Source organism: Xanthomonas sp. NCPPB 3582, assembly GCF_041475735.2.
Classification (GTDB): Bacteria; Pseudomonadota; Gammaproteobacteria; order Xanthomonadales; family Xanthomonadaceae; genus Xanthomonas; species Xanthomonas codiaei.
Map to the genome: position 1 here is coordinate 3,027,327 of NZ_CM192968.1, position 20,757 is coordinate 3,048,083.

The 20,757-nt window shown below is 66.7% G+C and carries 22 protein-coding genes; 3 read left to right on the forward strand and 19 right to left on the reverse strand.

What is annotated here, in order from left to right:
• Window positions 1–39 precede the first annotated feature (39 nt).
• From ACCQ05_RS12720 to rlmE, 8 genes are all read right to left on the reverse strand, one after another.
• Window positions 40–2,589 carry a TonB-dependent receptor gene (locus tag ACCQ05_RS12720; RefSeq protein ID WP_372390648.1) on the reverse strand — a complete coding sequence of 850 codons (2,550 nt, stop codon included), beginning with the start codon at window positions 2,587–2,589 and terminating at the stop codon, window positions 40–42.
• Window positions 2,590–2,827: 238 nt separating this feature from the next.
• Window positions 2,828–3,328: a CinA family protein gene (locus ACCQ05_RS12725; RefSeq protein ID WP_104540436.1), complete on the reverse strand. Its 501-nt coding sequence runs from the start codon at window positions 3,326–3,328 to the stop codon at window positions 2,828–2,830.
• 453 nt (window positions 3,329–3,781) lie between these two features.
• On the reverse strand, window positions 3,782–5,101 hold the full coding sequence (hflX, locus tag ACCQ05_RS12730) for a ribosome rescue GTPase HflX (RefSeq protein WP_104540435.1): 1,320 nt from the start codon (window positions 5,099–5,101) through the stop codon (window positions 3,782–3,784).
• A gap of 11 nt (window positions 5,102–5,112) precedes the next feature.
• Window positions 5,113–5,391: an RNA chaperone Hfq gene (gene hfq, locus ACCQ05_RS12735; RefSeq protein WP_005915027.1), complete on the reverse strand. Its 279-nt coding sequence runs from the start codon at window positions 5,389–5,391 to the stop codon at window positions 5,113–5,115.
• 77 nt (window positions 5,392–5,468) lie between these two features.
• On the reverse strand, window positions 5,469–6,452 hold the full coding sequence (miaA, locus tag ACCQ05_RS12740; protein ID WP_372390651.1) for a tRNA (adenosine(37)-N6)-dimethylallyltransferase MiaA: 984 nt from the start codon (window positions 6,450–6,452) through the stop codon (window positions 5,469–5,471).
• Window positions 6,452–7,354 (reverse strand): dihydropteroate synthase, encoded by a 903-nt coding sequence (folP, locus tag ACCQ05_RS12745; RefSeq protein ID WP_372390653.1) that lies wholly within the window; start codon window positions 7,352–7,354, stop codon window positions 6,452–6,454. Before folP ends, miaA begins: the two co-directional genes overlap by 1 nt.
• Window positions 7,355–7,694: 340 nt before the next feature.
• A complete protein-coding gene (gene ftsH, locus ACCQ05_RS12750) occupies window positions 7,695–9,635 on the reverse strand; it encodes an ATP-dependent zinc metalloprotease FtsH (RefSeq protein ID WP_228962061.1) in 1,941 nt (646 codons plus the stop codon).
• A 60-nt stretch (window positions 9,636–9,695) separates the two neighbouring features.
• Window positions 9,696–10,328 carry a 23S rRNA (uridine(2552)-2'-O)-methyltransferase RlmE gene (rlmE, locus tag ACCQ05_RS12755; protein ID WP_372390655.1) on the reverse strand — a complete coding sequence of 211 codons (633 nt, stop codon included), beginning with the start codon at window positions 10,326–10,328 and terminating at the stop codon, window positions 9,696–9,698.
• A 65-nt stretch (window positions 10,329–10,393) separates the two neighbouring features.
• Here rlmE and yhbY point away from each other — a divergent pair, with 65 nt between their 5' ends.
• Complete coding sequence (gene yhbY, locus ACCQ05_RS12760; RefSeq protein ID WP_372390657.1) at window positions 10,394–10,699, forward strand: ribosome assembly RNA-binding protein YhbY; 306 nt, start codon at window positions 10,394–10,396, stop codon at window positions 10,697–10,699.
• Between the two features lie 16 nt (window positions 10,700–10,715).
• Window positions 10,716–11,096: an Mth938-like domain-containing protein gene (locus ACCQ05_RS12765; RefSeq protein ID WP_228962058.1), complete on the forward strand. Its 381-nt coding sequence runs from the start codon at window positions 10,716–10,718 to the stop codon at window positions 11,094–11,096.
• Window positions 11,097–11,289: 193 nt separating this feature from the next.
• On the opposite strand, the gene ACCQ05_RS12770 is transcribed toward ACCQ05_RS12765, so the two are convergent.
• Genes ACCQ05_RS12770 through surE form a run of 4 tightly spaced genes read right to left on the reverse strand, consistent with a single transcriptional unit; the run spans window position 11,290 to window position 14,149 of the window.
• Complete coding sequence (locus ACCQ05_RS12770; protein ID WP_372390659.1) at window positions 11,290–12,066, reverse strand: peptidoglycan DD-metalloendopeptidase family protein; 777 nt, start codon at window positions 12,064–12,066, stop codon at window positions 11,290–11,292.
• On the reverse strand, window positions 12,063–12,677 hold the full coding sequence (locus ACCQ05_RS12775) for a YqaA family protein (RefSeq protein WP_104540427.1): 615 nt from the start codon (window positions 12,675–12,677) through the stop codon (window positions 12,063–12,065). Before ACCQ05_RS12775 ends, ACCQ05_RS12770 begins: the two co-directional genes overlap by 4 nt.
• A gap of 18 nt (window positions 12,678–12,695) precedes the next feature.
• On the reverse strand, window positions 12,696–13,373 hold the full coding sequence (locus ACCQ05_RS12780) for a protein-L-isoaspartate(D-aspartate) O-methyltransferase (protein WP_010365684.1): 678 nt from the start codon (window positions 13,371–13,373) through the stop codon (window positions 12,696–12,698).
• Entirely contained in the window at window positions 13,370–14,149 is a 780-nt protein-coding gene (gene surE / locus ACCQ05_RS12785; RefSeq protein ID WP_104540425.1) for a 5'/3'-nucleotidase SurE, read from the reverse strand. Before surE ends, ACCQ05_RS12780 begins: the two co-directional genes overlap by 4 nt.
• A 99-nt stretch (window positions 14,150–14,248) precedes the next feature.
• Between surE and ACCQ05_RS12790 the strand changes: the two genes are divergently transcribed.
• Window positions 14,249–14,788 (forward strand): Smr/MutS family protein, encoded by a 540-nt coding sequence (locus tag ACCQ05_RS12790; RefSeq protein WP_104540424.1) that lies wholly within the window; start codon window positions 14,249–14,251, stop codon window positions 14,786–14,788.
• A 135-nt stretch (window positions 14,789–14,923) separates the two neighbouring features.
• Here the strand turns inward: ACCQ05_RS12790 and truD are convergent, their stop codons facing one another.
• The 7 genes from truD to kdsA form a co-directional block, all read right to left on the reverse strand.
• Complete coding sequence (truD, locus tag ACCQ05_RS12795; protein WP_372390662.1) at window positions 14,924–16,033, reverse strand: tRNA pseudouridine(13) synthase TruD; 1,110 nt, start codon at window positions 16,031–16,033, stop codon at window positions 14,924–14,926.
• A 102-nt stretch (window positions 16,034–16,135) separates the two neighbouring features.
• Window positions 16,136–16,627, reverse strand: coding sequence for a 2-C-methyl-D-erythritol 2,4-cyclodiphosphate synthase (ispF, locus tag ACCQ05_RS12800; RefSeq protein WP_372390664.1), 492 nt, complete (start codon window positions 16,625–16,627; stop codon window positions 16,136–16,138).
• A gap of 3 nt (window positions 16,628–16,630) precedes the next feature.
• Window positions 16,631–17,431: a 2-C-methyl-D-erythritol 4-phosphate cytidylyltransferase gene (gene ispD / locus ACCQ05_RS12805; protein ID WP_372390667.1), complete on the reverse strand. Its 801-nt coding sequence runs from the start codon at window positions 17,429–17,431 to the stop codon at window positions 16,631–16,633.
• Window positions 17,428–17,784 carry a cell division protein FtsB gene (ftsB, locus tag ACCQ05_RS12810; protein ID WP_372390670.1) on the reverse strand — a complete coding sequence of 119 codons (357 nt, stop codon included), beginning with the start codon at window positions 17,782–17,784 and terminating at the stop codon, window positions 17,428–17,430. Before ftsB ends, ispD begins: the two co-directional genes overlap by 4 nt.
• A 3-nt stretch (window positions 17,785–17,787) precedes the next feature.
• Window positions 17,788–19,080 carry a phosphopyruvate hydratase gene (gene eno / locus ACCQ05_RS12815; RefSeq protein WP_372390673.1) on the reverse strand — a complete coding sequence of 431 codons (1,293 nt, stop codon included), beginning with the start codon at window positions 19,078–19,080 and terminating at the stop codon, window positions 17,788–17,790.
• Window positions 19,081–19,205: 125 nt separating this feature from the next.
• Window positions 19,206–19,493 carry a hypothetical protein gene (locus ACCQ05_RS12820; RefSeq protein WP_372390675.1) on the reverse strand — a complete coding sequence of 96 codons (288 nt, stop codon included), beginning with the start codon at window positions 19,491–19,493 and terminating at the stop codon, window positions 19,206–19,208.
• A 71-nt stretch (window positions 19,494–19,564) separates the two neighbouring features.
• Entirely contained in the window at window positions 19,565–20,395 is an 831-nt protein-coding gene (kdsA, locus tag ACCQ05_RS12825; protein WP_104540417.1) for a 3-deoxy-8-phosphooctulonate synthase, read from the reverse strand.
• Window positions 20,396–20,757: the final 362 nt, after the last annotated feature.

Genomic DNA, 20,757 nt, shown 5'->3' on the forward strand with positions numbered 1-20,757 from the left:
TGCTGACGCCGTGCCGCTGCACGCAGGTGGTTGCACGGCTCAGTAGCGCAAGCGCAACGTCAGCCCGTAGGTACGCGGCGCACCCAGGAATGCATTCCACGAGCCGGCCTGCAACGGCGTGTCGATGACGATCTGCCGATAGGTCTCGTTGCCCAGATTTTCCGCCCATGCCTCCAGCAGCCAGCGTTTATCGGTAGCCCCGATGCCCACCCGCGCGTTGAGCAAGGTGTAGCCCGGTTGTGCCTTCTGCGGATCAAGATCCGAACCGGCGTTGTATTCGGAGGTGTATTTGGCGCCGATATTGACACGGCCGGTCAATCGGTTGCCTATCGCATGTTCGTAGGTCGCCGACAGGTTGGCCGACCAACGCGGCGCAAAACTCAGGCGACTGCCTGGCAACAGCGCAAGCTCCGCATCCGGCAGCGGGTCGTTGCCATAGGTGGTGTCCGCATAGCTGAGCCCGCCTTGCAGCATCAGCCCGGGGAGTGCGCCCTGCCACAGAACCTCGGTGTCGATGCCACGCGACACCACGGTGGGAATGGAGCGCACCACGAAGCTGGTGCCGAGGAAGTTGTTGAGCTGGAAATCGCTGAAGTCCTGGTAGAACAGCGCCGCGTTCAACAACAGATTGCCGCCCAGCCAGGTGCTCTTGGCGCCGAGCTCATAGCTGTCGACGAACTCGCCCGGGAACGAGGTGTCGTCCACCGGCACGATGCCCTGCACACCGCTGGACAGGCCGTCGGACGATTGCACGCGATCCAGGTTGAATCCACCGGCCTTGTAGCCACGCGCTGCCGATACGTATGTCATCAGCGCCTCGTTCCAGCGATACGCCAGCTTGGCGGTGCCGGACCACTCGCGCTCGGTACGGCGCTGCTCGGTCATGCGACCGGCGTGAGCGATGTTGGCCCAGGGCAGACAGGTGAAACCGATGACTTGCGGTGCGATGGCCGGCACGGCGGCCGCAGGTACGCCACGCGCGGTGAGCGCCGCGCCGATGCGCCGCACGGCCGCCGGGTCGACCTGCCCGTCCGGGGAAAAATAGCGGGCGCAGGCAGGGCTGCCATCGGGATTGGCGAAGGCCGATCGCAGCGCCTTGTGTTCGTAGGTGTAGCGCAGGCCGACCACCACATCCAGCGCGTCGGTGGCGTGCCAGGTGTTGTTGGTGAACAGCGCCGCGCTGGTACCGTCCTGACGGAAACGGTCCTGGCTGCCCTGGCCGCGAAACAGGCTTCCCGTCGGCAGCCCGGTGACGTCGGCGAGAAAACGCGGCGCATCGGCACGTGCGGCCAAGGCCGGATTGATGCGCGCCAGCAGCACACTGGAGAGATACGGTTCGTACGCGTCACCGAAGCGGTAGGACTCGTTGCGATGCAGGGTTTCATCGGCATAGAACGCGCCCACCAGCCAGTCCACGCGTTCGGTGGAACCGGCAAAGCGCAGTTCCTGGCTGAAGGTCCTGAACTTTGTGAGCATCTCGTCCTCGCGCGCGTCGCGATACAAGATGTCGGCCGCGCCATAGTCGAAGTCCAGGCCGTTGACCGACTTCCAGTCGCGTAGTGCGGTGATCGAGGTCAGCACCGCAGCGTCGAGCCAGGGCGTGGTCCAATCGACTTGCGCCGACACGCCCTTGTCGTGAATGTCCTGCGCCGTGCTGCGGTTGCTGTAGGCACGCCGGCGTTGCGGCTCGGCACGCGGGCTGGTGCCCTGCCCGCCCGGCGCCAGCGCATCGATCAGGGCGGCGGTGGGGCCACGCTCGGTGGTCACGGTGACGCAGCAGTTTTCCTTGCGGCTGGTGGCATCGGCGGCAAGGTTGATCTCCAGATCGGCGCTCGGCTCCCACAACAACTGCACGCGTGCGGTGCGCAGGTTCTGGTCGCCGTCATCGGTGGCCGTGCGCGGGCCGGCGCCGGTCACCACCTGTTCGAAGCCGTCGCGCTGCCGTCTGGCGGCATAGACACGCAACGCAGCGCTGTCGCTCAGGGCGTCGTTGAACGCAGCGGCCACCCCCAGCGCGCCATAGTTGCCGGCCGTGAGCTCGGCATCGGCGCTGCGGGTGAAACTGGGCCGGCGCGTGACCACGTTGATGACGCCGGCCGAGGTATTTTTGCCGAACACCGTGCCTTGCGGCCCCTTCAGCACCTCGATGCGTTCCAGCTCGCCCAGATCGGCGAAGCCCACGCCATTGCGCGCACGCGCGACACCATCGATGACTACACCCACCGACGATTCCAACCCGGCGTTGTCGCCCACCGTGCCGATCCCGCGAATGCGCGCGGTGGTCTGCGCCGCACTTTGCGAACTGGTGACGATCAGGCCTGGCACCAGTGCCTGAAGTTCCTTGATGTCATGCACGCCACTGTCCTGCAGCAGCTGCTCGGGCAACACCGATACCACGACAGGGACGTTCTGTAGCGCTTCCTCGCGTTTTTGCGCGGTGACCTTGAGCGCCGCCAAGGTGGCAGGTTCGGAGGGCACCGTAGTTGACTGCTCCGCGGACGAGGCGACCTGCGCATGGAGACAAGGCGCAGGTAGCGCCATGAGCAAGGCGAGCGCCAATGCGGCGCGAGGTTGCTGCTGCAGATTCATGCGTTTCCCCCCGGCGAAGGCGCGAACAAGGCAGTGCCACCGACCCTGCATGCGCACACGAAGCTCCATCATCATTCAATTGCGCAGCGCGTCATATGCAACGAACCGAATGCGCCGTGCGCGTGGCGAACCCGACCGCGCGCCAATGCGCATGCAAGCCATGCGCCGGACCGGCTCATCACAGGACGAGTCGATGTGCTTGCGACCACATCCAGCCGTCGCCAAGCAGCCGCAGCAGTTACATCTGAAGCAGCGCGCTCAACCCGTGGAGCGCAGCCACCACCGTCTGACGACGCACGGCATCACGATCGCCGTCGAACCGGAACAACTGTGCGGATGCGTAACCGCCGCGCCGCTTCCAGCCGATCCAGACCGTACCCACCGGCTTGTCCTCGCTACCGCCGCCCGGGCCGGCGATGCCGGTCACCGCCACCGCGATGCTGCCGCCGGAGGTCACCAGGGCGCCGGACACCATTTCGATCACCGTTTCCCGACTGACTGCGCCATGGACTTCCAGGGTCTGCGGACGCACCCGCAGCAGGGCCTGTTTCGCCTCATAGCTGTAGGCCACCATGCCGCAATCGAACCAGTCCGAGGAACCGGCGATATCGGTCATGGCCTTGGCGATCCAGCCACCGGTACAGCTTTCCGCGGTCACCAGACGCTCGCGCGCCGCGCGCAACTGCGCGCTCAGGGATTGGGCAAGCTGCAGCAGATCGTGATCAGTGGGAGACGTCATTGCGGGGATCAGGCATGGGCAGCGATCACTTTTATCCGAATTTGTGCGTGCTGTCTCCCCGCACCGTGCGCGCGGTGATCGGCCGCACGCCTGTCGTTCCCATCGACTGGACGACGGTTGCAGATTGCCCACGCGTGCCCACGATGCGCGGCCACCGCTGATTTGCCGCAGCAGGTGGCATGGCATGCAGCTGCACGCTGTGCATGCATCACCATTCCACGATCAGCTGCTCGCTGCCTGGCGTCGATGGCGTTTGCTGACGCGCACCGCATCGCCTTCGAGCTTGCGCAGGGCAGCGCGGTGGCAGGCCCATGTCGCTGGCGATCGCCCCGCCCTTGCGTGGTGAAGCACACGACCGGCCGGATGCGGCGTGCGTTCCACCACACCCGGCACAGCAGGCCATTGGTTGGCCGGTTGCTGTCCACCGCCCGGCAGGCCGGACGGGCGCGGGGATCAGGTTTCCCAGTCTTCGCGGCGATCCGGCAACATCGCCCGCAGGGGCGCACCGTCATCGCCGGCGGCCAGACGCTCGGCCTCGACCATCGGCAGATCGACCTCGAGCAGCCAGCCGTCTTCATCGACCTGCTCGCCGCGTACCACTTCCAGCTGATGCAGCTTGGAGCGCAGGCGGCCGGCCGAGGGCGGCAGCCGCAGTTGCCCGGTCACATGGCGCAGATCCAGGCGCTGGCCGAGCGCGTGTTGCAGTTCTTCCAGCCCGCGGCCATCGCGCGCGGAAATCCATACGCGCTCGCGGCGCGCCGGATCGGGAATGCCGTCCTGGGCGTCGTGGCGCACTTGCGCACCTTCGATCCTGTCGATCTTGTTGAACACCAGCAGCTGCGGCAGATCGCCGGCACCTACGGCATGCAACACCTCGTCCACCTGCAGGATGCGTTCTTCGCGCAGCGGGTCGGCGGCGTCGACGATATGCAGCAGCAGATCGGCCTCGCGCGCCTCGGACAGGGTCGAACGGAACGCGGCCACCAGTTCGTGCGGCAGATCGCGCACGAAGCCGACCGTATCGGCCAGGATCGCGCTGCCTCCCGGCAAGGCGATGCGCCGCACGGTGGGATCGAGCGTGGCGAACAACTGGTCGGCCGCGTACGCATCGGCGCCGGTCAACGCATTGAACAGCGTGGACTTGCCGGCATTGGTATAGCCAACCAGCGCAATGCGCGGCAGCTCGCTGCGCAGCCGCGCGCGGCGCATCTGGTTGCGCTGCACCTCGACCTTTTCCAGCCGTTTCTGCAACTGCTCCACCCGCTTCTGCAGCAGACGGCGGTCGGTTTCCAGCTGGGTTTCGCCAGGGCCGCGCAGGCCGATCGCACCGCCGCGCTGGCGCTCGAGGTGGGTCCAGCCGCGCACCAGCCGGGTGGCCATATGCCGCAGCTGCGCCAGTTCCACCTGCAACTTGCCTTCGTGGCTGCGCGCACGCTGCGCGAAGATGTCCAGGATCAGCCCGGTGCGGTCGATCACGCGCCGTTCCAGATAGCGCTCCAGGTTGCGTTCCTGGCCGGGCGACAAGGTGTGGTTGACCAGCACCAGATCCGCGCCGGTGGCCTCGGCGGCCGCCTTGACCTCTTCCAGCTTGCCACTGCCGATCAGGGTCGACGGGCTGGGTTTGTCGATGCGCGCGGTGAGCGTCGCCGCCACCGTGGCGCCCGCCGACTTTGCGAGGTCGGCGAACTCCTCCAGCACATCTTCTTCGGCAGGCCCACCGGAGTGGGTCTGAATCAACAACGCGTGTTCACCCTTGCGTGAGCGATCAAACACGCACTACTCCATTACTGCTCGACGTCGTCATCTTCCGCCTGATTGCCTTCATTGGATTGCACATACCCACCACCCGGCCCCACACGCACGTTGCGCGCCGGCACGACCGTGGAAATGGCGTGCTTGTAGACCATCTGACTCACGGTGTTGCGCAGCAGGACCACGAACTGGTCGAACGACTCGATCGTGCCCTGCAGCTTGATGCCGTTGACCAGATACACAGACACCGGCACCCGCTCGCGCCGCAGCGCATTGAGGAACGGGTCCTGTAAAGATTGCCCCTTAGCCATCGAAAACTCCTGTTCATTATTGTTCTTATTGTCCCGGTCGACACCTGCCATCCCCAGCCGGTCCCGGAAACGGGATGTTACACGCCTGAAGCCTGCCGTACAGCGGGACGATGGGCGAGGAAGCCGACAAGTGCGTCCTCCAATTGATGTCGGTCACGCTCCGGGTCGAACCAGCGCGCGTCGAGCTCGCCACGCAGCCAGGTGAGCTGCCGCTTGGCCAGTTGCCGGGTCGCCTGCACCGCCTTGTCGCCAAACTCCGCCAGGCTGCCGGCGCCGTCCAGATACTCCCAGGCCTGGCGGTAGCCCACCGCGCGCACTGCCGGCAGATCCAGCGGCGCGGCCACCGCACGCATCTGCGGCAGCGCCCGCAACGCTTCCACTTCGCCGAGAAAACCCTGCGCAAGCATCTGCTCCAGCCGCTGCGCAATCCGCGCATGCAGTACCGCCCGCTCGCGCGGGGCCAGGATCAGCTTCAGCACCCGCACCGGCAACCTTGGCGGCGCCGGCAGGCTCTGCCAGTAGGTGAGCGGCCGGCCGCTGATGCGATGCACCTCCAGCGCGCGCTGGATGCGTTGCGGGTCGGTGGCATGAATGCGCGCCGCGGCAACAGGATCGATCCGTGCCAGCTGCGCATGCAGGGCGGCCCATCCGAGCTGCTCGGCCTGCGCTGCAATCGCCGCGCGCACCGCCGGGTCGGCCTGGGGCAGTTGCGACAGGCCCTCCAGCAGCGCGCGGAAATACAGTCCGGTGCCGCCAGCCAGGATCGGCAGCTTGCCGCGCGCAAGGATGTCGTCGATCGCGCGCCGCGCATCGCTGGCGAACTCGGCGGCCGAATAGGTCTGCCACGGATCGCGCAGATCGATCAGATGGTGCGGCACCGCCGCGCGCATCGCCGCGTCCGGCTTGGCTGCACCGATATCCAGCCCGCGATAGACCAGTGCCGAATCGACGCTGACGATCTCGCCATTCCAGCGCTGCGCCGCCTCCACCGCCAGCGCGGTCTTGCCGCTGGCGGTGGGGCCCATCAGCGCGATCGCCAGCGGGCGGCGGTCCGCTGGCATCAGTCCTCGTCCGGCCAGCGGATCGTCGGCGCAGCCGGCGCCGTCACCCGCGGCACCGGGATCGCAGCGACCGCGCTCCAGACCTTCAGCGCGTCCACGGTCGCGGCCACGTCGTGCACGCGCAACACCAGCGCGCCGTGCTGGGCGGCGATCAGATGCGCGGCCACCGAACCGTGTACCCGCTCGGCGGCCACTTCGCGGCCGGTCACCTCACCGATGCTGCGCTTGCGCGACAGCCCCGCCAGCACCGGCAGGCCGAATTCCTGCAGGCGCTGCAGTTGCGCCAGCACGGTGAGATTGTGTGCGGTGGTCTTGTCGAAACCGAAGCCGGGGTCGAGCAGCAGCCGACGCTTGTCGATCCCTGCCATTTCCGCGGCGAAGATGCGCTCGGCGAGGAAACGATGCACCTCCCCCACCACGTCGTCGTAGTGCGGGGCCTGCTCCATCGCATGCGGCGCGTTGCGCGCATGCATCAACACCACCGGCACCTGCAACTCTGCCGCCGCCTGCAATGCGCCCGGCGAGCGCAGCGCATGCACATCGTTGATCATGCCGGCCCCAGCCGCGACGGCTGCGCGCATGACCTCCGGCTTGAACGTATCGATGCTGATCGGCACTCTCGTCTGATGCGCCAGCGCCTGGATCACCGGAATCACGCGCTGCAGTTCGTCGTCCAGCGACACCGGCGCTGCTCCGGGACGGGTGGATTCGCCACCGATATCCAGTACCGCCGCGCCCTGCTCCACCAGCCGCAGGCCATGGGCGATTGCCGCATCGCACGTGGCATGCTGGCCGCCGTCGGAGAACGAGTCGGGCGTGACATTGACGATGCCCATCACCTGCGGCGCGTCCAGTCGCAGGCTGCGACCGGCGCAATCCAGTTTGAGGGCGGTGTCGAACATCGGGAAGCTCCTGCATCGGTGGTACGAGGTCATGGGCGGCACGCCGCGCTGGCATGAGCGCACTGCAGCGATGGCGACGGCCGCCGTGTCGTGTCATCGCAGCCGGCCAGCGCTGCGGTCAGCGGTCAGCGTGTCTGCCATTGTCGCGCAGCGCGCGGCATCTGGCATCTTGCGCAACCGCGCGCCTGTCCGGTCACCACAGCCTGCGCACCACCAACACAGTATGCGTATTGCCGCCCTTCCCGCAGACGTTCCCACATTGCCTGACGCTGCAACGCATCGGGGCCAGGAATCGCTTCCTGGCCCCGACGCTTGTTACGTCACGCTGGTCGGCGGCAGCTTATAGCTGCTCGGCGGGACCTGCGATCGGCGGCAACGGACGCGGGCTGCCCTTGTCGTTGTTGTTGCCACCGTCCTTGTCCGACTTGCCCCAACCGGCCGGCGGCGGCGGGTCGCGGCCTTCCATGATGGCGTCGATCTGCGGCACGTCGATGGTTTCGTACTCCAGCAACAGCTTGGCCATCACGTGCAGCTTGTCGATGTTCTCGGTCAGGATGGTCTTGGCGCGGTTGTAGGCACCATCCAGGATGTCGCGCACCACATCGTCGATCTTGCGTGCGGTTTCATCGGACACGCTCTTGTGTTGCGTCACCGAACGCCCCAGGAATACCTCGTCCTCTTCCTCGCCATAGGCGATCGGACCGAGCTCATCGGACAGGCCCCACTTGGTGACCATGTTGCGCGCCATCTTGGTCGCGCGTTCGATGTCGTTGGAGGCGCCGGTGGTCACCTTGTCCGCGCCGAAGATCAGCTCTTCGGCAACGCGTCCGCCGTACAGCGTGGCCAGACGGCTATGCAGGCTCTCGCGGGTGGAGCTGTAGCGATCGCCCTCGGGCAAGAACTGGGTGACGCCCAGCGCACGCCCACGCGGGATGATGGTGACCTTGTAGACCGGATCGTGATCCGGGACCAGGCGACCGATGATGGCGTGGCCGGCCTCGTGATAGGCGGTGTTGGTCTTTTCTTCCTCGCTCATCGCCATCGAACGACGCTCGGCGCCCATCAGGATCTTGTCGCGTGCGCGATCGAAATGATCCATCCGCACTTCCTTGACCGCCTCGCGCGCGGCGAACAGCGCCGCCTCGTTGCAGAGATTGGCCAGGTCCGCACCCGAGAAGCCAGGCGTCCCTCGCGCAATGAACATCGGCGCCACGTCGTCGGCCAGCGGCAGCTTGCGCATGTGCACGCGCAGGATCTGCTCGCGTCCCTTGACGTCCGGCAGGCCCACCACGACCTGGCGGTCGAAACGGCCCGGACGCAGCAGCGCCGGGTCCAGCACGTCCGGACGGTTGGTCGCGGCGATCACGATCACGCCTTCGCCACCCTCGAAGCCGTCCATCTCGACCAGCAACTGGTTCAGGGTCTGCTCGCGCTCGTCATGACCGCCGCCCAGGCCGGCACCGCGGTGACGGCCCACCGCATCGATTTCGTCGATGAAGATGATGCACGGCGCATGTTTCTTGGCCTGCTCGAACATGTCACGCACGCGGCTGGCGCCGACGCCGACGAACATTTCCACGAAATCCGAACCGGAAATGCTGAAGAAAGGCACCTTGGCCTCGCCGGCGATCGCCTTGGCGAGCAAGGTCTTGCCGGTACCCGGCGGACCCACCATCAGCACGCCGCGCGGGATCTTGCCGCCCAGCTTAGTGAACTTGGTCGGGTCACGCAGGAATTCGACCAGCTCGCCCACTTCTTCCTTGGCCTCGTCGCAACCGGCAACGTCGGCGAAGGTGATCTTGATCTGGTCCTCGCCCTGCAGCTTGGCGCGCGACTTGCCGAAGCTCATCGCGCCCTTGGCGCCACCGCCGCCACCCTGCATCTGGCGCATGATGAACAGCCAGAAGCCGATGATCAGAATGACCGGCAGGAAATTCAGCACCAACGACCAGAACCCGGGGCCGGTGGACGGCTTCTGCCGGGTCATTTCGATGTTCTTGCTGTACAGCACGTCGACCAGCTTGTCGTCGCGCGGACCGTAGACGGTGGCTTCGCTGCCGTCGGTGCGCTTGAAGCGGATCGCGTTGACGGCCAGGTTGGTCTCGTCGGTGTAATCCACCGACTTGACGCGCCCGGAATCCACTTCCTTCAGGAACTGGGTATAGGTGATCGAGTCGGCACCGACACCGCCCGCCATCCGCGGCGAGAAGCTCTGGAAGACGACCATCAGCACAACCGCGACGACCACCCACAGCAGCAGATTCTTGGTCAAGTCGTTCATCCTCATTGGCTCCGGTGCCCTCTACTCTTTAATTCTTGAAACACGGTGGTCACTGCCAGCTTACTTGATCTGGACACGCTTGCCCTGACCGAGCGCATAAACTTCCGGGGAGCGCTTGCGCGAGGCCGCCGGCTTGCGGATCGTCACCTTGTCATAGCGGCGGCGAAGCTCGCGAATGTAGTCGTCGGATCCCACACCCTGGAACAGCTTGATCAGGAACGCCCCGCCCGGTTTGAGGTGGGTGTCGGCAAAGTCCATCGCCAGTTCCGCCAGGTGCATCATCCGCGGTTGGTCGACCGCATCCATGCCACTCTTATTGGGGGCCATATCCGACAGCACAAGGTCCACCGGCACATCGCCCAGCAGCGCTTCGAACTGCGATAGGACGGCTTGCTCCCTGAAGTCGCCGTGAAGGAACTCCACGCCGGCCAGGGCGGGCATCTCCAGGATGTCCAAGGCCACCACCCGGCCGCTGTCGCCCATGGACTTGCGCACCTGCTGCGACCAGCCGCCCGGCGCGGCGCCGAGGTCCACCACCACCATGCCGGGCCTGAGCAGGCGGTCGCGCTGCAGCAGCTCCTCCAGCTTGTAGGCCGCGCGCGAGCGCATGCCCTCGGCCTGGGCCTTCTTGACGTAAGGGTCGGCGAAATGTTCCTTGAGCCAGCGCTGGCTGCTTTTACTGCGGGAAGGCATTGGCAAAGGGGTCCGAACGGGCCGCCATGATACCCTGAACGCCCTTTGCTGCCCTTCGATCCTGCATGTCCATCGTTCTCACCTCCGCCCAGACCCGTTTCCTGCGCGGCCAGGCCCACGACCTCAAGGCGCTGCTGCAGACCGGCGGCAAGGGCGTCACGCCGGCATTCCTGGCCGAACTCGAGGAAGTGCTCGAGCGCCATGAACTGATCAAGGTGAAGGTGGCTTCCGAGGACCGTGAGACCCGCGATGCATTGATCGCCGAGTTGGTCGGACAGACCGGCAGCGCCCTGGTACAGCGGATCGGCCACATCGCCATCCTGTACCGCCCCAGCAAGGAAAAGCGCCAGATCGTGCTGCCGCGCGGTTGAACCTGCGAGTGCCTTCATGCCTTTGAGCCAGGAACACCCCGATTACACCTACGCCTTGCGCGCGGCCGATGGCCGCCATGCCAAGGTGAACGAGCAGATCCTGCAACGCAGCTTCGTGCTGATGCCGGACGAACTGGTCGACCATTGGCCGGTGCAGGACCTGGCGCACCTGCAGGCCAGCCACATGGACGCGGTCCTGGCGCTGGCCCCGGCCGTGATCCTGCTGGGCACTGGCGACCGCCAGCAATTTCCCAGTGCCCAGGTCCTGGCCGCCTGCCTGACCCGCGGCATAGGCCTGGAAGCGATGACCAACGCCGCCGCCGCCCGCACCTACAACGTGCTGGCCAGCGAAGGCCGCCGGGTGGCACTGGCGATGATTCTGGAAGGGCGGGATTAGGGAGTCGGGATTGGGGATTCGCAAGAGCGGACTACTGCAGTGTTTCGCGCTCGCGCGTGCAGCCAGGCCGGCTCGCCGATGAGGCGCTGCCGCTGACGACCGCCGAGCGATCGAACGCCACACCCCGCGCAGGGCGCCCGCCTAGGCGCTGTTGCGAATCCCAAATCTCGAATCCCGATTCCCCGCGCCCGAATCACTTCCTGGGCAAATAGAGCAACGGATCCACCGGCTTGCCGTTGTAGCGGATCTCGAAGTGCAGCATGTCGCGCGCGGCGCCGCTGCGGCCCATTTCGGCGATCTGCTGGCCGGCCTTGACGTTCTGGCCCTCGTTGAGCAGGCGCTTGCGGTTGTGGCCGTAGGCCGACAGCCACTGGTCGTTGTGCTTGATGATGATCAGCTCGCCATAGCCGACCAGGCCGGCGCCGGAATAGACCACGACACCATCGGCGGCCGCACGCACGGCCTGGCCGCTGGTGCCGGCGATATCTACGCCCTGCCTGGTGGTCTCGCCGCTCACGAACGTACCGACCACCACGCCATCGGCGGGCCAGCGCCATGAAAAACCGCTGCTGACCGGCGCGGCGACCGGTGCGGCCGGACGCGCCGGGACCACGGTACCGCCAGCCACCGGGGCACTGCTGCCGGGCTTGCTCGCCCCGCCGGGATACAGCTTGAGGATCTGCCCCGGATAGATCGTGTTCGGAGACGACAGGCCGTTCCAGGCGGCCAGATCGGCGGCCGTGATATTGGTCCGGCGCGAAATCGCATACAGGGTGTCGCCGCGCTGCACGGTGACGGTGGCACCGGGGCGCGGTATCGACGGCCGCGGCGGCGCCGCAGGGCGCGACGACGCAGAAGCGCCGCCGGCACCGGGCGAACGCACCACCGTGGCACTGCAGGCGGTCAGCCCGATGGCGACCATGAGCATGACTGCTGTCTTGCGTACCGAATTCATCTGCGTCTTGCTCATCCGTTCGTTGTCTTCCATACCAGCCAGCCGGCGCCGGCCGCGAGCACCGCCATCGCCACCCAGCCCAGCGGCTCGATCCACCTGTGCAAGGCGGCCTCGGCCCGCGCGCCACCCAGGCGGATGGCACCGGCCACCAGGTACACGCGCTTGCCGCGCCCCACCAGCATGCTGGCGATGAACGGCAGGATCGGCACGCCGACCACGCCCGACGCCCAGGTGAAGATCTTCAGCGGGATCGGGGTGAAGCCAACCAGCACCAACGCCCAGAAGGCCTTCCAGGGCGAGTCGGCCACCAGCACGCGCAGGGTCTCGATCTGCGCCTGGATCTTCGTGCTCCAACCCAGCCATTCGATCAACGGCTGCAGTGCGGCGAAAGCGAAGTGGCCCAACAGATAGCCGACCAATGCGCCGCAGATCGAACCGATCAGGCTCAAGGTGGCGAACCAGAGCGAGCGTTTGGGCTCGGCCAGCGACATCGGCGCCAGCATCACCTCCGGCGGCACCGGGAAGATGAAGCCCTCCACGAAGCTGAGGCCGGTCAGCAGCGCGGGTGCGCGGCGGTGGCGCGACCAACGGATGGCCACGTCGTACAACGGCCCGAAAATCTTCATCGTGAAACTCTCATGGGGTCAATCCAGCATGCCCGACAACAGCGGGACGAACGTGACCGGGGCCAGAACCTGTTGCTCGATCGCCCCGTCGGCAGCGCGAGTGAGTTGCACCAGCGACTGCGAGGACGCACCACCGACCGGGGCGACCAGCCGACCGCCGACCGCCAGCTGATCGACCAGCGCATCGACCAGCGCCGGCGCAGCAGCAGTCACCACGATGGCGTCGTACGGACCATGCTCGGGCCAGCCGATGCGGCCATCGTCGTGTTTGCTGCGCACATTCATACCGAGATGGCGGAAGCGCTTGCGCGCCTGCCGCAGCAGATCGCCGATGCGCTCGACCGTGTAGACCTCCAGCCCCAGCGCGGCGAGGATCGCGCCCTGGTAACCGGAACCGGTGCCCACTTCGAGCACCTTGGTCGGCGCCACCTGCAGCACCGCTTCGGTCATGCGCGCCACCACCCAGGGCTGGGAGATGGTCTGGCCATGGCCGATCGGCAGCGCGGTGTCTTCGTAGGCGCGCGAGGCCAGTGCCTCATCGATGAACAGATGCCGCGGCACGGTGCGCATCGCATTGAGTGTGGCTTCGTCCTGGATGCCGGCCTCGCGCAGGCGCTCGACCAGGCGGTCGCGCACGCGTTGCGAGGTCATGCCGATCCCCACCGACTCCGGTTGCAGGCGCAGCCTGGGCGTCATGCCGGTCCGTCCAGCGCGGCGGTCAGGCCGCCGACCCAGCCGGCCACGGTCTCCAGCGCCTGGTAGCGGGTGAGATCGACATGGATCGGCGTGATCGAAATCCGCCCGGTGCGCACGGCGTGGAAATCGGTGCCGGCGCCGGCGTCCTGTTCGGGACCGGCCGGGCCGATCCAGTACACGGTGCGGCCGCGCGGGTCGCGCTGCGGCACGCACGGCTCGGAACGGTGGCGGTTGCCGAGCCGGGTAACCTCGAAACCGAGCACATCCGACCAGGGCAGATCCGGCACGTTGACGTTGAGGATGGTGTCGGCCGGCAACGGATCGGCCTTCAACCGCGCAACGATTTCCACTGCAGCGCGTGCGGCGGTCTCGTAGTTGTGCGCTTGGTGATTCTGCGTGACCAGCGACACCGCCACGGCGGGCAGGCCCAGGAAACGGCCCTCCATCGCGGCAGAGACGGTGCCGGAATAGATCACGTCGTCGCCCAGATTGGCCGAGTTGTTGATGCCGGAGACCACGATATCCGGGTCGTAATCCAGCATGCCGGTGAGCGCCAGATGCACGCAGTCGGTCGGCGTGCCGGCCACCGCGCAGGTCTGCGCGTCGATGCGGCGGGTACGAATGGGAACATCCAGCGTCAGCGAATTGCTGGCGCCGGAGCGGTCGCGATCGGGCGCGACCACCATCACTTCATGACCGGCACCACGCAGTGCCTCGGCCAGGATCTGGATGCCGGGGGCGTCGACACCGTCGTCGTTGCTAACCAGTACGCGCATGGGACTCCTCGGAAAACCCGGTCATGATACCGGATGCGTCCACGGGCTTGCCGCTTGATCTTCGCGTGCGCCTGGGGTTGGAACGGTTAGGCTGTACCCATGTCGCATTCCGAAGACGAAGACGAGGGCGCGCTGTTCCGCGCGGCCATTGGCGCGGTCCAGCCGATCCGCGAGGTGGCGCCGCCGGCCAATGCCAAGCCGCGGCCGAAGCCGCGCGCGCGCATGGCCGAGCGCGACGAGGCGCAGGCACACACCGAATTCGCCCGCCTGCTGCGCGACAGCGCGCCGCTGGAAGCCGGCGACATCGCCAGCTATCGGCGCGACACGCTGCCTGCCCGGCTGTTCCAGCGCCTCAAGCGCGGGCAATTCTCGGTGCAGGACGAACTGGATCTGCACGGCGCCAGCGCCGCCCAGGCCGAGGCCTTGTTGCGCCAGTTCCTGCTCGAGGCGCACGCGCACGAACATGGCTGCGTGCGCATCATCCACGGCAAGGGTCTGCAATCGGACAACGGCGCGCCGGTGTTGAAGAACCTGATGGACCGCTTGCTGCGCCAGCGCAATGACGTGCTGGCGTTCCATTCTGCGCCGCCCACGCAGGGCGGCACCGGTGCGTTGCTGGTGCTGCTGGCGCGGCGTTAGCGCCGATTGGGCGATGGGTCGCCGGTGTGGCATGCGCTTGCGCAAAGGACGCGTTGACGGGCAGGCCTGTCGCGGCCAGGTCCGCTCCTACGACGATGACGTGTTTGCCGGGCCGCCGACGACCACCGGACAGGCCTAGGCATCGGAACGCAGGCCGGCATCGAGACGCCCGGCATCGCTGACGTCGCCCAGCTCCCACAGCACCGCGGTGGCGTAGCAGCCCGGCGGCAGTGCGAATTCGATCTGCAGGCTGTCCGCCTCCAACCAGCGATACTCCAGCCGTTGCGGACGCAAGCGCAGTGCGCGGCGCTCCTGCTTCAAGCCCGCGGCCTCCAGGCCGTGTCGCAGCACGTCCGATTGCGGATCGGACAACGCGCCCTGCTCCACCGCCGCCGCCTGCCCGGTCGAACGCAGCTCGCCGGCACCCCACAACGGGCCGCTGGGGTGGATATCGAAGCGCGCCAGCCGCTCGGCCAGCACCTCACTCCACGGCTCGGGACCGAATACGCTGCGCGAGCCATCCAGCATCCAGGCTTCGCCCTCCAGCGCGGCGTCCCAACTGCCCTGCTGCACGCGCGCGGCCAATACGCGATTGAACAGCGCCGAGCGCGCCGCCGACAGCAGGATCGAACGCTGGTCGTTGCGCAGCCGCCGTTTCGATGGCGGCGCCGGCGCCAGGCTGCCGTCGGCGCGCTGTACATGGCCGAACATCGCCAGCGCCGATGCCACGTTGCCGCCGTCGCGGCCGAAGCGTTGTTCGCCGAACCAGTTGGGAATGCCGCGCGCGGCGATCGCCTGCAGGCGTTGCTCGATGGCCTCGCGCTCGCCGTGCACGTCGCGCAGGGTCAGCACGAAGCGATTGCCCAGCAATGCGCCGCGTTGCAGCTTGCGGTTGTGCCAGGTGCTGTCGATCACTTGCAGTTGCGCGTCGTCGAGCGTGGCCAGATCCGGCGCCACGCGCCTGGGCAGGTGCACGCTGAAACGCTGCGTGGTGACCGCATGGCGATCCTTCAAGCCGGCGTAGCTCACCCCCATCTCGGCGATGCCTGCCCAACGCGCGAGCGCCTTGGCGACATAGGCGGTGTTCTGCCCACGCTTGCGGATGGTGAGCAGCAGATGCTCGCCTTCGCCGGAGGGCTCGAATGCCGGCTGCTCGTCCACCTGGAAGTCCTCCGGCGTGCTGCGCATGACCGCACGCAGCACCGCTGCGCCGTGCGCGCGTGGAAGAACGGAGGTCTCGCTCATGCAGTGGTTTGCCTTCGCGCCGACGCAGCGTGCGCTGTGGGCCGATGGCTCGGCGCGGAATGTCGCCTGGCCTGCCGGATGGGGCCGACAGGCAGGAGTGGATCAGGCAGCGATCTTGCCCAGCAGCACCGCCGCCTGTGCCGCGATGCCTTCGCCGCGGCCGGTGAAGCCGAGCTTCTCGCTGGTGGTGGCCTTGACGCTGACCGCATCGAGTTCGATCGCCAGCAGGCCGGCAATGCGTTCGCGCATCGCCAGCGCGTGCGGGCCGACCTTGGGACGCTCGCAGATCACGGTGATATCGGCATTGCCGACCCGCCAGCCACGCTCGCGCAGCAACTGATCGCAATGCTGCAGGAATTGCGCACTGTCGGCACCCTTCCAGCGCGCATCGCTGGGCGGAAAATGCTGACCGATGTCGCCCAGCGCCAGCGCGCCCAGCATGGCATCGCACAACGCGTGCAACACCACGTCGCCGTCGCTGTGGGCGAGCACGCCGTGGCTATGCGCCACCCGCACGCCGCCGAGCATCACGTGGTCGCCAGGGCCGAACGCATGGACGTCATAGCCTTGGCCGATGCGGAAATTGAATGACATGGATCAAACCTCTTCGGGACCGGGGACCCAGGACCGGGGACCCGGAACGGCAGATGCCAAGACAGTAGACGGTGGACCGAGGCTGTCCGGGTCCCAGGTCCCGGGTCCCCGGTCCCGTCTCGCCAGTTCGAACTCAAAACGCGCCAGATCTGCCGGCGTGGTGACCTTGAAGTTGTCTTCGGCCCCTTCCACCAGCAAGGGGCGCAATCCCAGCCGCTCCATCGCCATCGCCTCGTCGGTCACGTCCACCCCGGCGGCCGAGGCCTCGGTCAGGCCGCGGATCAGCTGATGCCGGCGAAACAATTGCGGAGTGAGCGCGCGCCACAGGCGCTCGCGCGGTTCGGTGCCGTCGATGCCGCCGTCGTCGCCGGCACGCTTGAGCGTGTCGCGCACCGGCGCCGCCAGAATCGCGCCCACCGGATCGCTGCGGCCGATTTCCAGCAATCGATCCAGATCGGCCAATGCCAGATTCGGGCGCGCGGCATCGTGCACCAGCACGAAATCGTCCGCGCGTACGCTGTCGGGCAATGCCAGCAGGCCGGCCAGCACCGAGGCAGCGCGCGTCGCACCGCCGGCACAGGTCAGCACCGGCTTGGCCTGCACCGCCGTCCAGCCCGGCCAATCGACATCATCGGCAGCGATCGCCACCAGGATGCCGGCCACCGCCGGATGTGCGGCCAGTGCCGCCAGGGTGTAGGCCATCAGCGGCTGCCCGGCCGCGTACAGGTATTGCTTGGGCCTGGGCCCACCGAACCGGGTGCCACGTCCGGCCGCAGGCACGATGGCCCAGATCGAGCCGGTCACGGATGGTCCACCGGATCGGTGGAAGCAGGCGCTTGCGGTGCGGAAGCCGCAGCGTCAGGCGATGGCAGCGGCGCATCCTCGACCACGCGGTAGAACGTCTCGCCCGGCTTGATCATGCCCAGCTCGCTGCGCGCGCGTTCCTCGATTGCCGCCTCGCCATCCTTCAAGTCCTTGACCTCTGCGGCCAACGCCTGGTTGCGTTGGCGCAGGCCTTCGTTGTCCTGTGTCTGATGCGCGACCTGGGCTTCCAGCATCATGACTTCACCGGAATTCCCAGGCCCGAACCAGAAGCGGTACTGCAGCCAAGCCAGCAGTACCGCCAGCACCAGCAGTAGCCAGCGCCAGTTGCGCACGGCTTATCGCTTGATCGAAACGAACGCGTCGCGGCCGGCGTAACGCGCGCCGGAACCCAGCGCCTGCTCGATGCGCAGCAACTGGTTGTACTTGGCCACGCGGTCGCTGCGGCACAGCGAGCCGGTCTTGATCTGGGTGGCGGTGGTGGCCACGGCGATGTCGGCGATGGTGGTGTCTTCGGTTTCGCCCGAACGGTGCGAGACGATGGAGGCGTAGTTGGCCGCATGCGCCATCGCGATGGCTTCCAGCGTTTCGGTCAGCGTGCCGATCTGGTTGACCTTGATCAGGATCGCATTGGCGGTGCTCGAGTCGATGCCCTGCTTGAAGATCTTCGGGTTGGTGACGAACAGGTCGTCGCCCACCAGTTGCACCTTCTTGCCGACGCGCTCGGTCAGCAGCTTCCAACCGGACCAGTCGTCCTCGGCCAGGCCGTCTTCGATGCTGATGATCGGGTACTGCGCGACCCAGTCGGCCAGGAAGTCGACGAACTGCTCGCTGGTCAGGCGCTTGTTCTCGCCGACCAGATTGTACTTGCCGTTGTCGTAGAACTCCGAGGACGCCACGTCCAGGCCCAGCAGGATGTCTTCACCGGCGGTGTAGCCGGCCTTGCCGATCGCTTCGAGAATGGTGTCCAGCGCTTCGACATTGCTGCGGAAATCCGGCGCAAAACCGCCTTCGTCGCCCACCGCCGTGCTCAGGCCATGGCCCTTGAGCACCGACTTGAGCGAATGGAAGATTTCGGTGCCGGCGCGCAGCGCTTCGGAGAACGAGCCGCAGCCGACCGGCAGCACCATGAATTCCTGGAAGTCGACATTGTTGTCGGCATGCGCACCACCGTTGATGATGTTCATCATCGGCACCGGCAGCGACACGTCCGATTCGGTGATGGTGGACAGGTACTGCCACAACGGCTGCTTGCGCGAGGCGGCCACCGCATGCGCAGCGGCGAGCGAGACGCCCAGCAGCGCGTTGGCGCCCAGGCGGCCCTTGTTCTCGGTGCCGTCCAGATCGATCAGGCGACGGTCCAGGCCCTGCTGGTCGGCGGCATCGAAATTCTTCAGGGTCTCGGCGATGGTGCCGTTGACGTTGTCCACTGCATGGCGCACGCCCTTGCCCAGGTACCGGGTCTTGTCGCCATCGCGCAGTTCCACCGCTTCCTTGGTGCCGGTCGAGGCGCCCGAGGGGACGGCCGCGCGACCGAAGGAGCCGTCTGCCAGCGTGACTTCCGCCTCCAGCGTGGGATTGCCGCGGGAATCGAGGATTTCGCGGGCGAGGATCTTGGCGATAGTGGTCATAGGTCCGTTCGGTTACCAGTAAGGGGGGAAGTACACCGGAAACAAGCTGCCGGATTATCGCCGTACACCGCGCCATTGCCAAATCGCATGGGCCAGATGCGTGCCTGGCCGGCACGACTGCGCAGCTAGGCCCGCAGGCCCAGCAGCGACACGCAAAACAGCAGGAGCAAGAGCAACAGCAGCGCCACGCCCATGGCGGCAGCGCCCGGCTGGCGACGCAGCGAGAACGCGACCGGGCTGGCGACAAGACCGCCCACGGTCGCCACCGCGCCTGCCAACAGCGTGACAAGCATCGGAATGCGCGTGGCCTGTATCGCCTGGTTGCCGTCGCCCGGCATGCCGATGCTGGCGGTCACCAGCAAGACCATCACGGCCAGGCAGGCCCATGCAGCGAGCGACAGACCTAAGGCCATCCAGCCCCAGGGCCACTTCCGCCACTGCCGGCGCTGGCGACGCGTTGCCACCAACGCCCGCGGCACGGAACTCATGCGAAGCGCGCGAACCCGTGCTTCTTGGTCACTGCGTCCAGTTCCATCAGCGTTTCCAGCAGTTCTTCCATGCGATCCAGCGGCCACGCATTGGGACCATCGGACAACGCCTTGGACGGATCCGGATGGGTTTCGGCGAACAGGCCGGAAATGCCTACTGCCACGGCGGCGCGCGCCAGTACCGGCACGAACTCGCGCTGGCCGCCGGAGCTGCTGCCCTGCCCGCCCGGCAACTGCACCGAATGGGTGGCGTCGAACACCACCGGGCAACCGGTGTCGCGCATCACGCTCAACGAGCGCATGTCGCTGACCAGGTTGTTGTAGCCGAACGAGGCGCCACGCTCGCAGACCATGATCTGCTCGTTGCCGGTGGACTTGGCCTTGTCCACCACCGGCTTCATATCCCACGGCGCCAGGAACTGGCCCTTCTTGATGTTCACCGGCTTGCCGGCGGCGCAGACGTTCCTGATGAAGTCGGTCTGGCGCACCAGAAACGCCGGGGTCTGCAGCACATCGACTACCGCGGCCACTTCGTTCATCGGGGTGTATTCGTGCACATCGGTGAGTACCGGCACACCGATCTGCTGCTTCACCGCAGCCAGTACCTTCAGGCCTTCTTCCAGCCCGGGGCCACGAAAGCTGGTGCCCGAGGTGCGGTTGGCCTTGTCGAAGCTCGACTTGAAGATGAAGTTGATCCCCAGCTTGCCGGTGATCTCCTTGAGCTTGCCGGCGACATCGAGCTGCAACTGCATCGACTCGATCACGCACGGGCCTGCAATCAGGAACAACGGCTGGTCGAGGCCGACTTCGAAGTCACACAGTTTCATCAGGTCACCTATTGATTAAAGCCCCTCTCCCATCGGGAGAGGGGTTGGGGTGAGGGTAAGGCTTGCGCGTGGTAACTGAGTGATTGGGTGCATGAGGCTTCGCCCGTACCCTCATCCGGCGCTTCGCGCCACCTTCTCCCGACGGGAGAAGGGAGTTGCCATGATCTGAGCCCTCTCCCGTCGGGAGAAGGGAATTGCCATGATCTGAGCCCTTCTCCCGACGGGAGAAGGGAATTGCCATGATCTGAGCCCCTCTCCCGTCGGGAGAAGGGAGTTGCCATGATCTGAGCCCCTCTCCCGTCGGGAGAGGGGTTGGGGTGAGGGTGCGGTTGCGAAGCACTGCTGAAGCATGATGGTTTGCC

Bases quoted from the DNA above. Each gene is read 5' to 3' on its own strand.
- ACCQ05_RS12775 (WP_104540427.1), bottom strand. From the start codon at position 12,677: ATGAAGATTTTCGGGCCGTTGTACGACGTGGCCATCCGTTGGTCGCGC.
- surE (WP_104540425.1), bottom strand. From the start codon at position 14,149: ATGCGCGTACTGGTTAGCAACGACGACGGTGTCGACGCCCCCGGCATC.
- ACCQ05_RS12725 (WP_104540436.1), bottom strand. From the start codon at position 3,328: ATGACGTCTCCCACTGATCACGATCTGCTGCAGCTTGCCCAATCCCTG.
- ACCQ05_RS12790 (WP_104540424.1), top strand. From the start codon at position 14,249: ATGTCGCATTCCGAAGACGAAGACGAGGGCGCGCTGTTCCGCGCGGCC.
- folP (WP_372390653.1), bottom strand. From the start codon at position 7,354: ATGTTCGACACCGCCCTCAAACTGGATTGCGCCGGTCGCAGCCTGCGA.
- ACCQ05_RS12770 (WP_372390659.1), bottom strand. From the start codon at position 12,066: ATGAGCAAGACGCAGATGAATTCGGTACGCAAGACAGCAGTCATGCTC.
- truD (WP_372390662.1), bottom strand. From the start codon at position 16,033: ATGAGCGAGACCTCCGTTCTTCCACGCGCGCACGGCGCAGCGGTGCTG.
- ACCQ05_RS12720 (WP_372390648.1), bottom strand. From the start codon at position 2,589: ATGAATCTGCAGCAGCAACCTCGCGCCGCATTGGCGCTCGCCTTGCTC.
- kdsA (WP_104540417.1), bottom strand. From the start codon at position 20,395: ATGAAACTGTGTGACTTCGAAGTCGGCCTCGACCAGCCGTTGTTCCTG.
- miaA (WP_372390651.1), bottom strand. From the start codon at position 6,452: ATGCCAGCGGACCGCCGCCCGCTGGCGATCGCGCTGATGGGCCCCACC.
- ACCQ05_RS12820 (WP_372390675.1), bottom strand. From the start codon at position 19,493: ATGGCCTTAGGTCTGTCGCTCGCTGCATGGGCCTGCCTGGCCGTGATG.
- yhbY (WP_372390657.1), top strand. From the start codon at position 10,394: ATGTCCATCGTTCTCACCTCCGCCCAGACCCGTTTCCTGCGCGGCCAG.
- rlmE (WP_372390655.1), bottom strand. From the start codon at position 10,328: ATGCCTTCCCGCAGTAAAAGCAGCCAGCGCTGGCTCAAGGAACATTTC.
- hfq (WP_005915027.1), bottom strand. From the start codon at position 5,391: ATGGCTAAGGGGCAATCTTTACAGGACCCGTTCCTCAATGCGCTGCGG.
- ftsH (WP_228962061.1), bottom strand. From the start codon at position 9,635: ATGAACGACTTGACCAAGAATCTGCTGCTGTGGGTGGTCGTCGCGGTT.
- eno (WP_372390673.1), bottom strand. From the start codon at position 19,080: ATGACCACTATCGCCAAGATCCTCGCCCGCGAAATCCTCGATTCCCGC.
- ispF (WP_372390664.1), bottom strand. From the start codon at position 16,627: ATGTCATTCAATTTCCGCATCGGCCAAGGCTATGACGTCCATGCGTTC.
- ACCQ05_RS12765 (WP_228962058.1), top strand. From the start codon at position 10,716: ATGCCTTTGAGCCAGGAACACCCCGATTACACCTACGCCTTGCGCGCG.
- ACCQ05_RS12780 (WP_010365684.1), bottom strand. From the start codon at position 13,373: ATGACGCCCAGGCTGCGCCTGCAACCGGAGTCGGTGGGGATCGGCATG.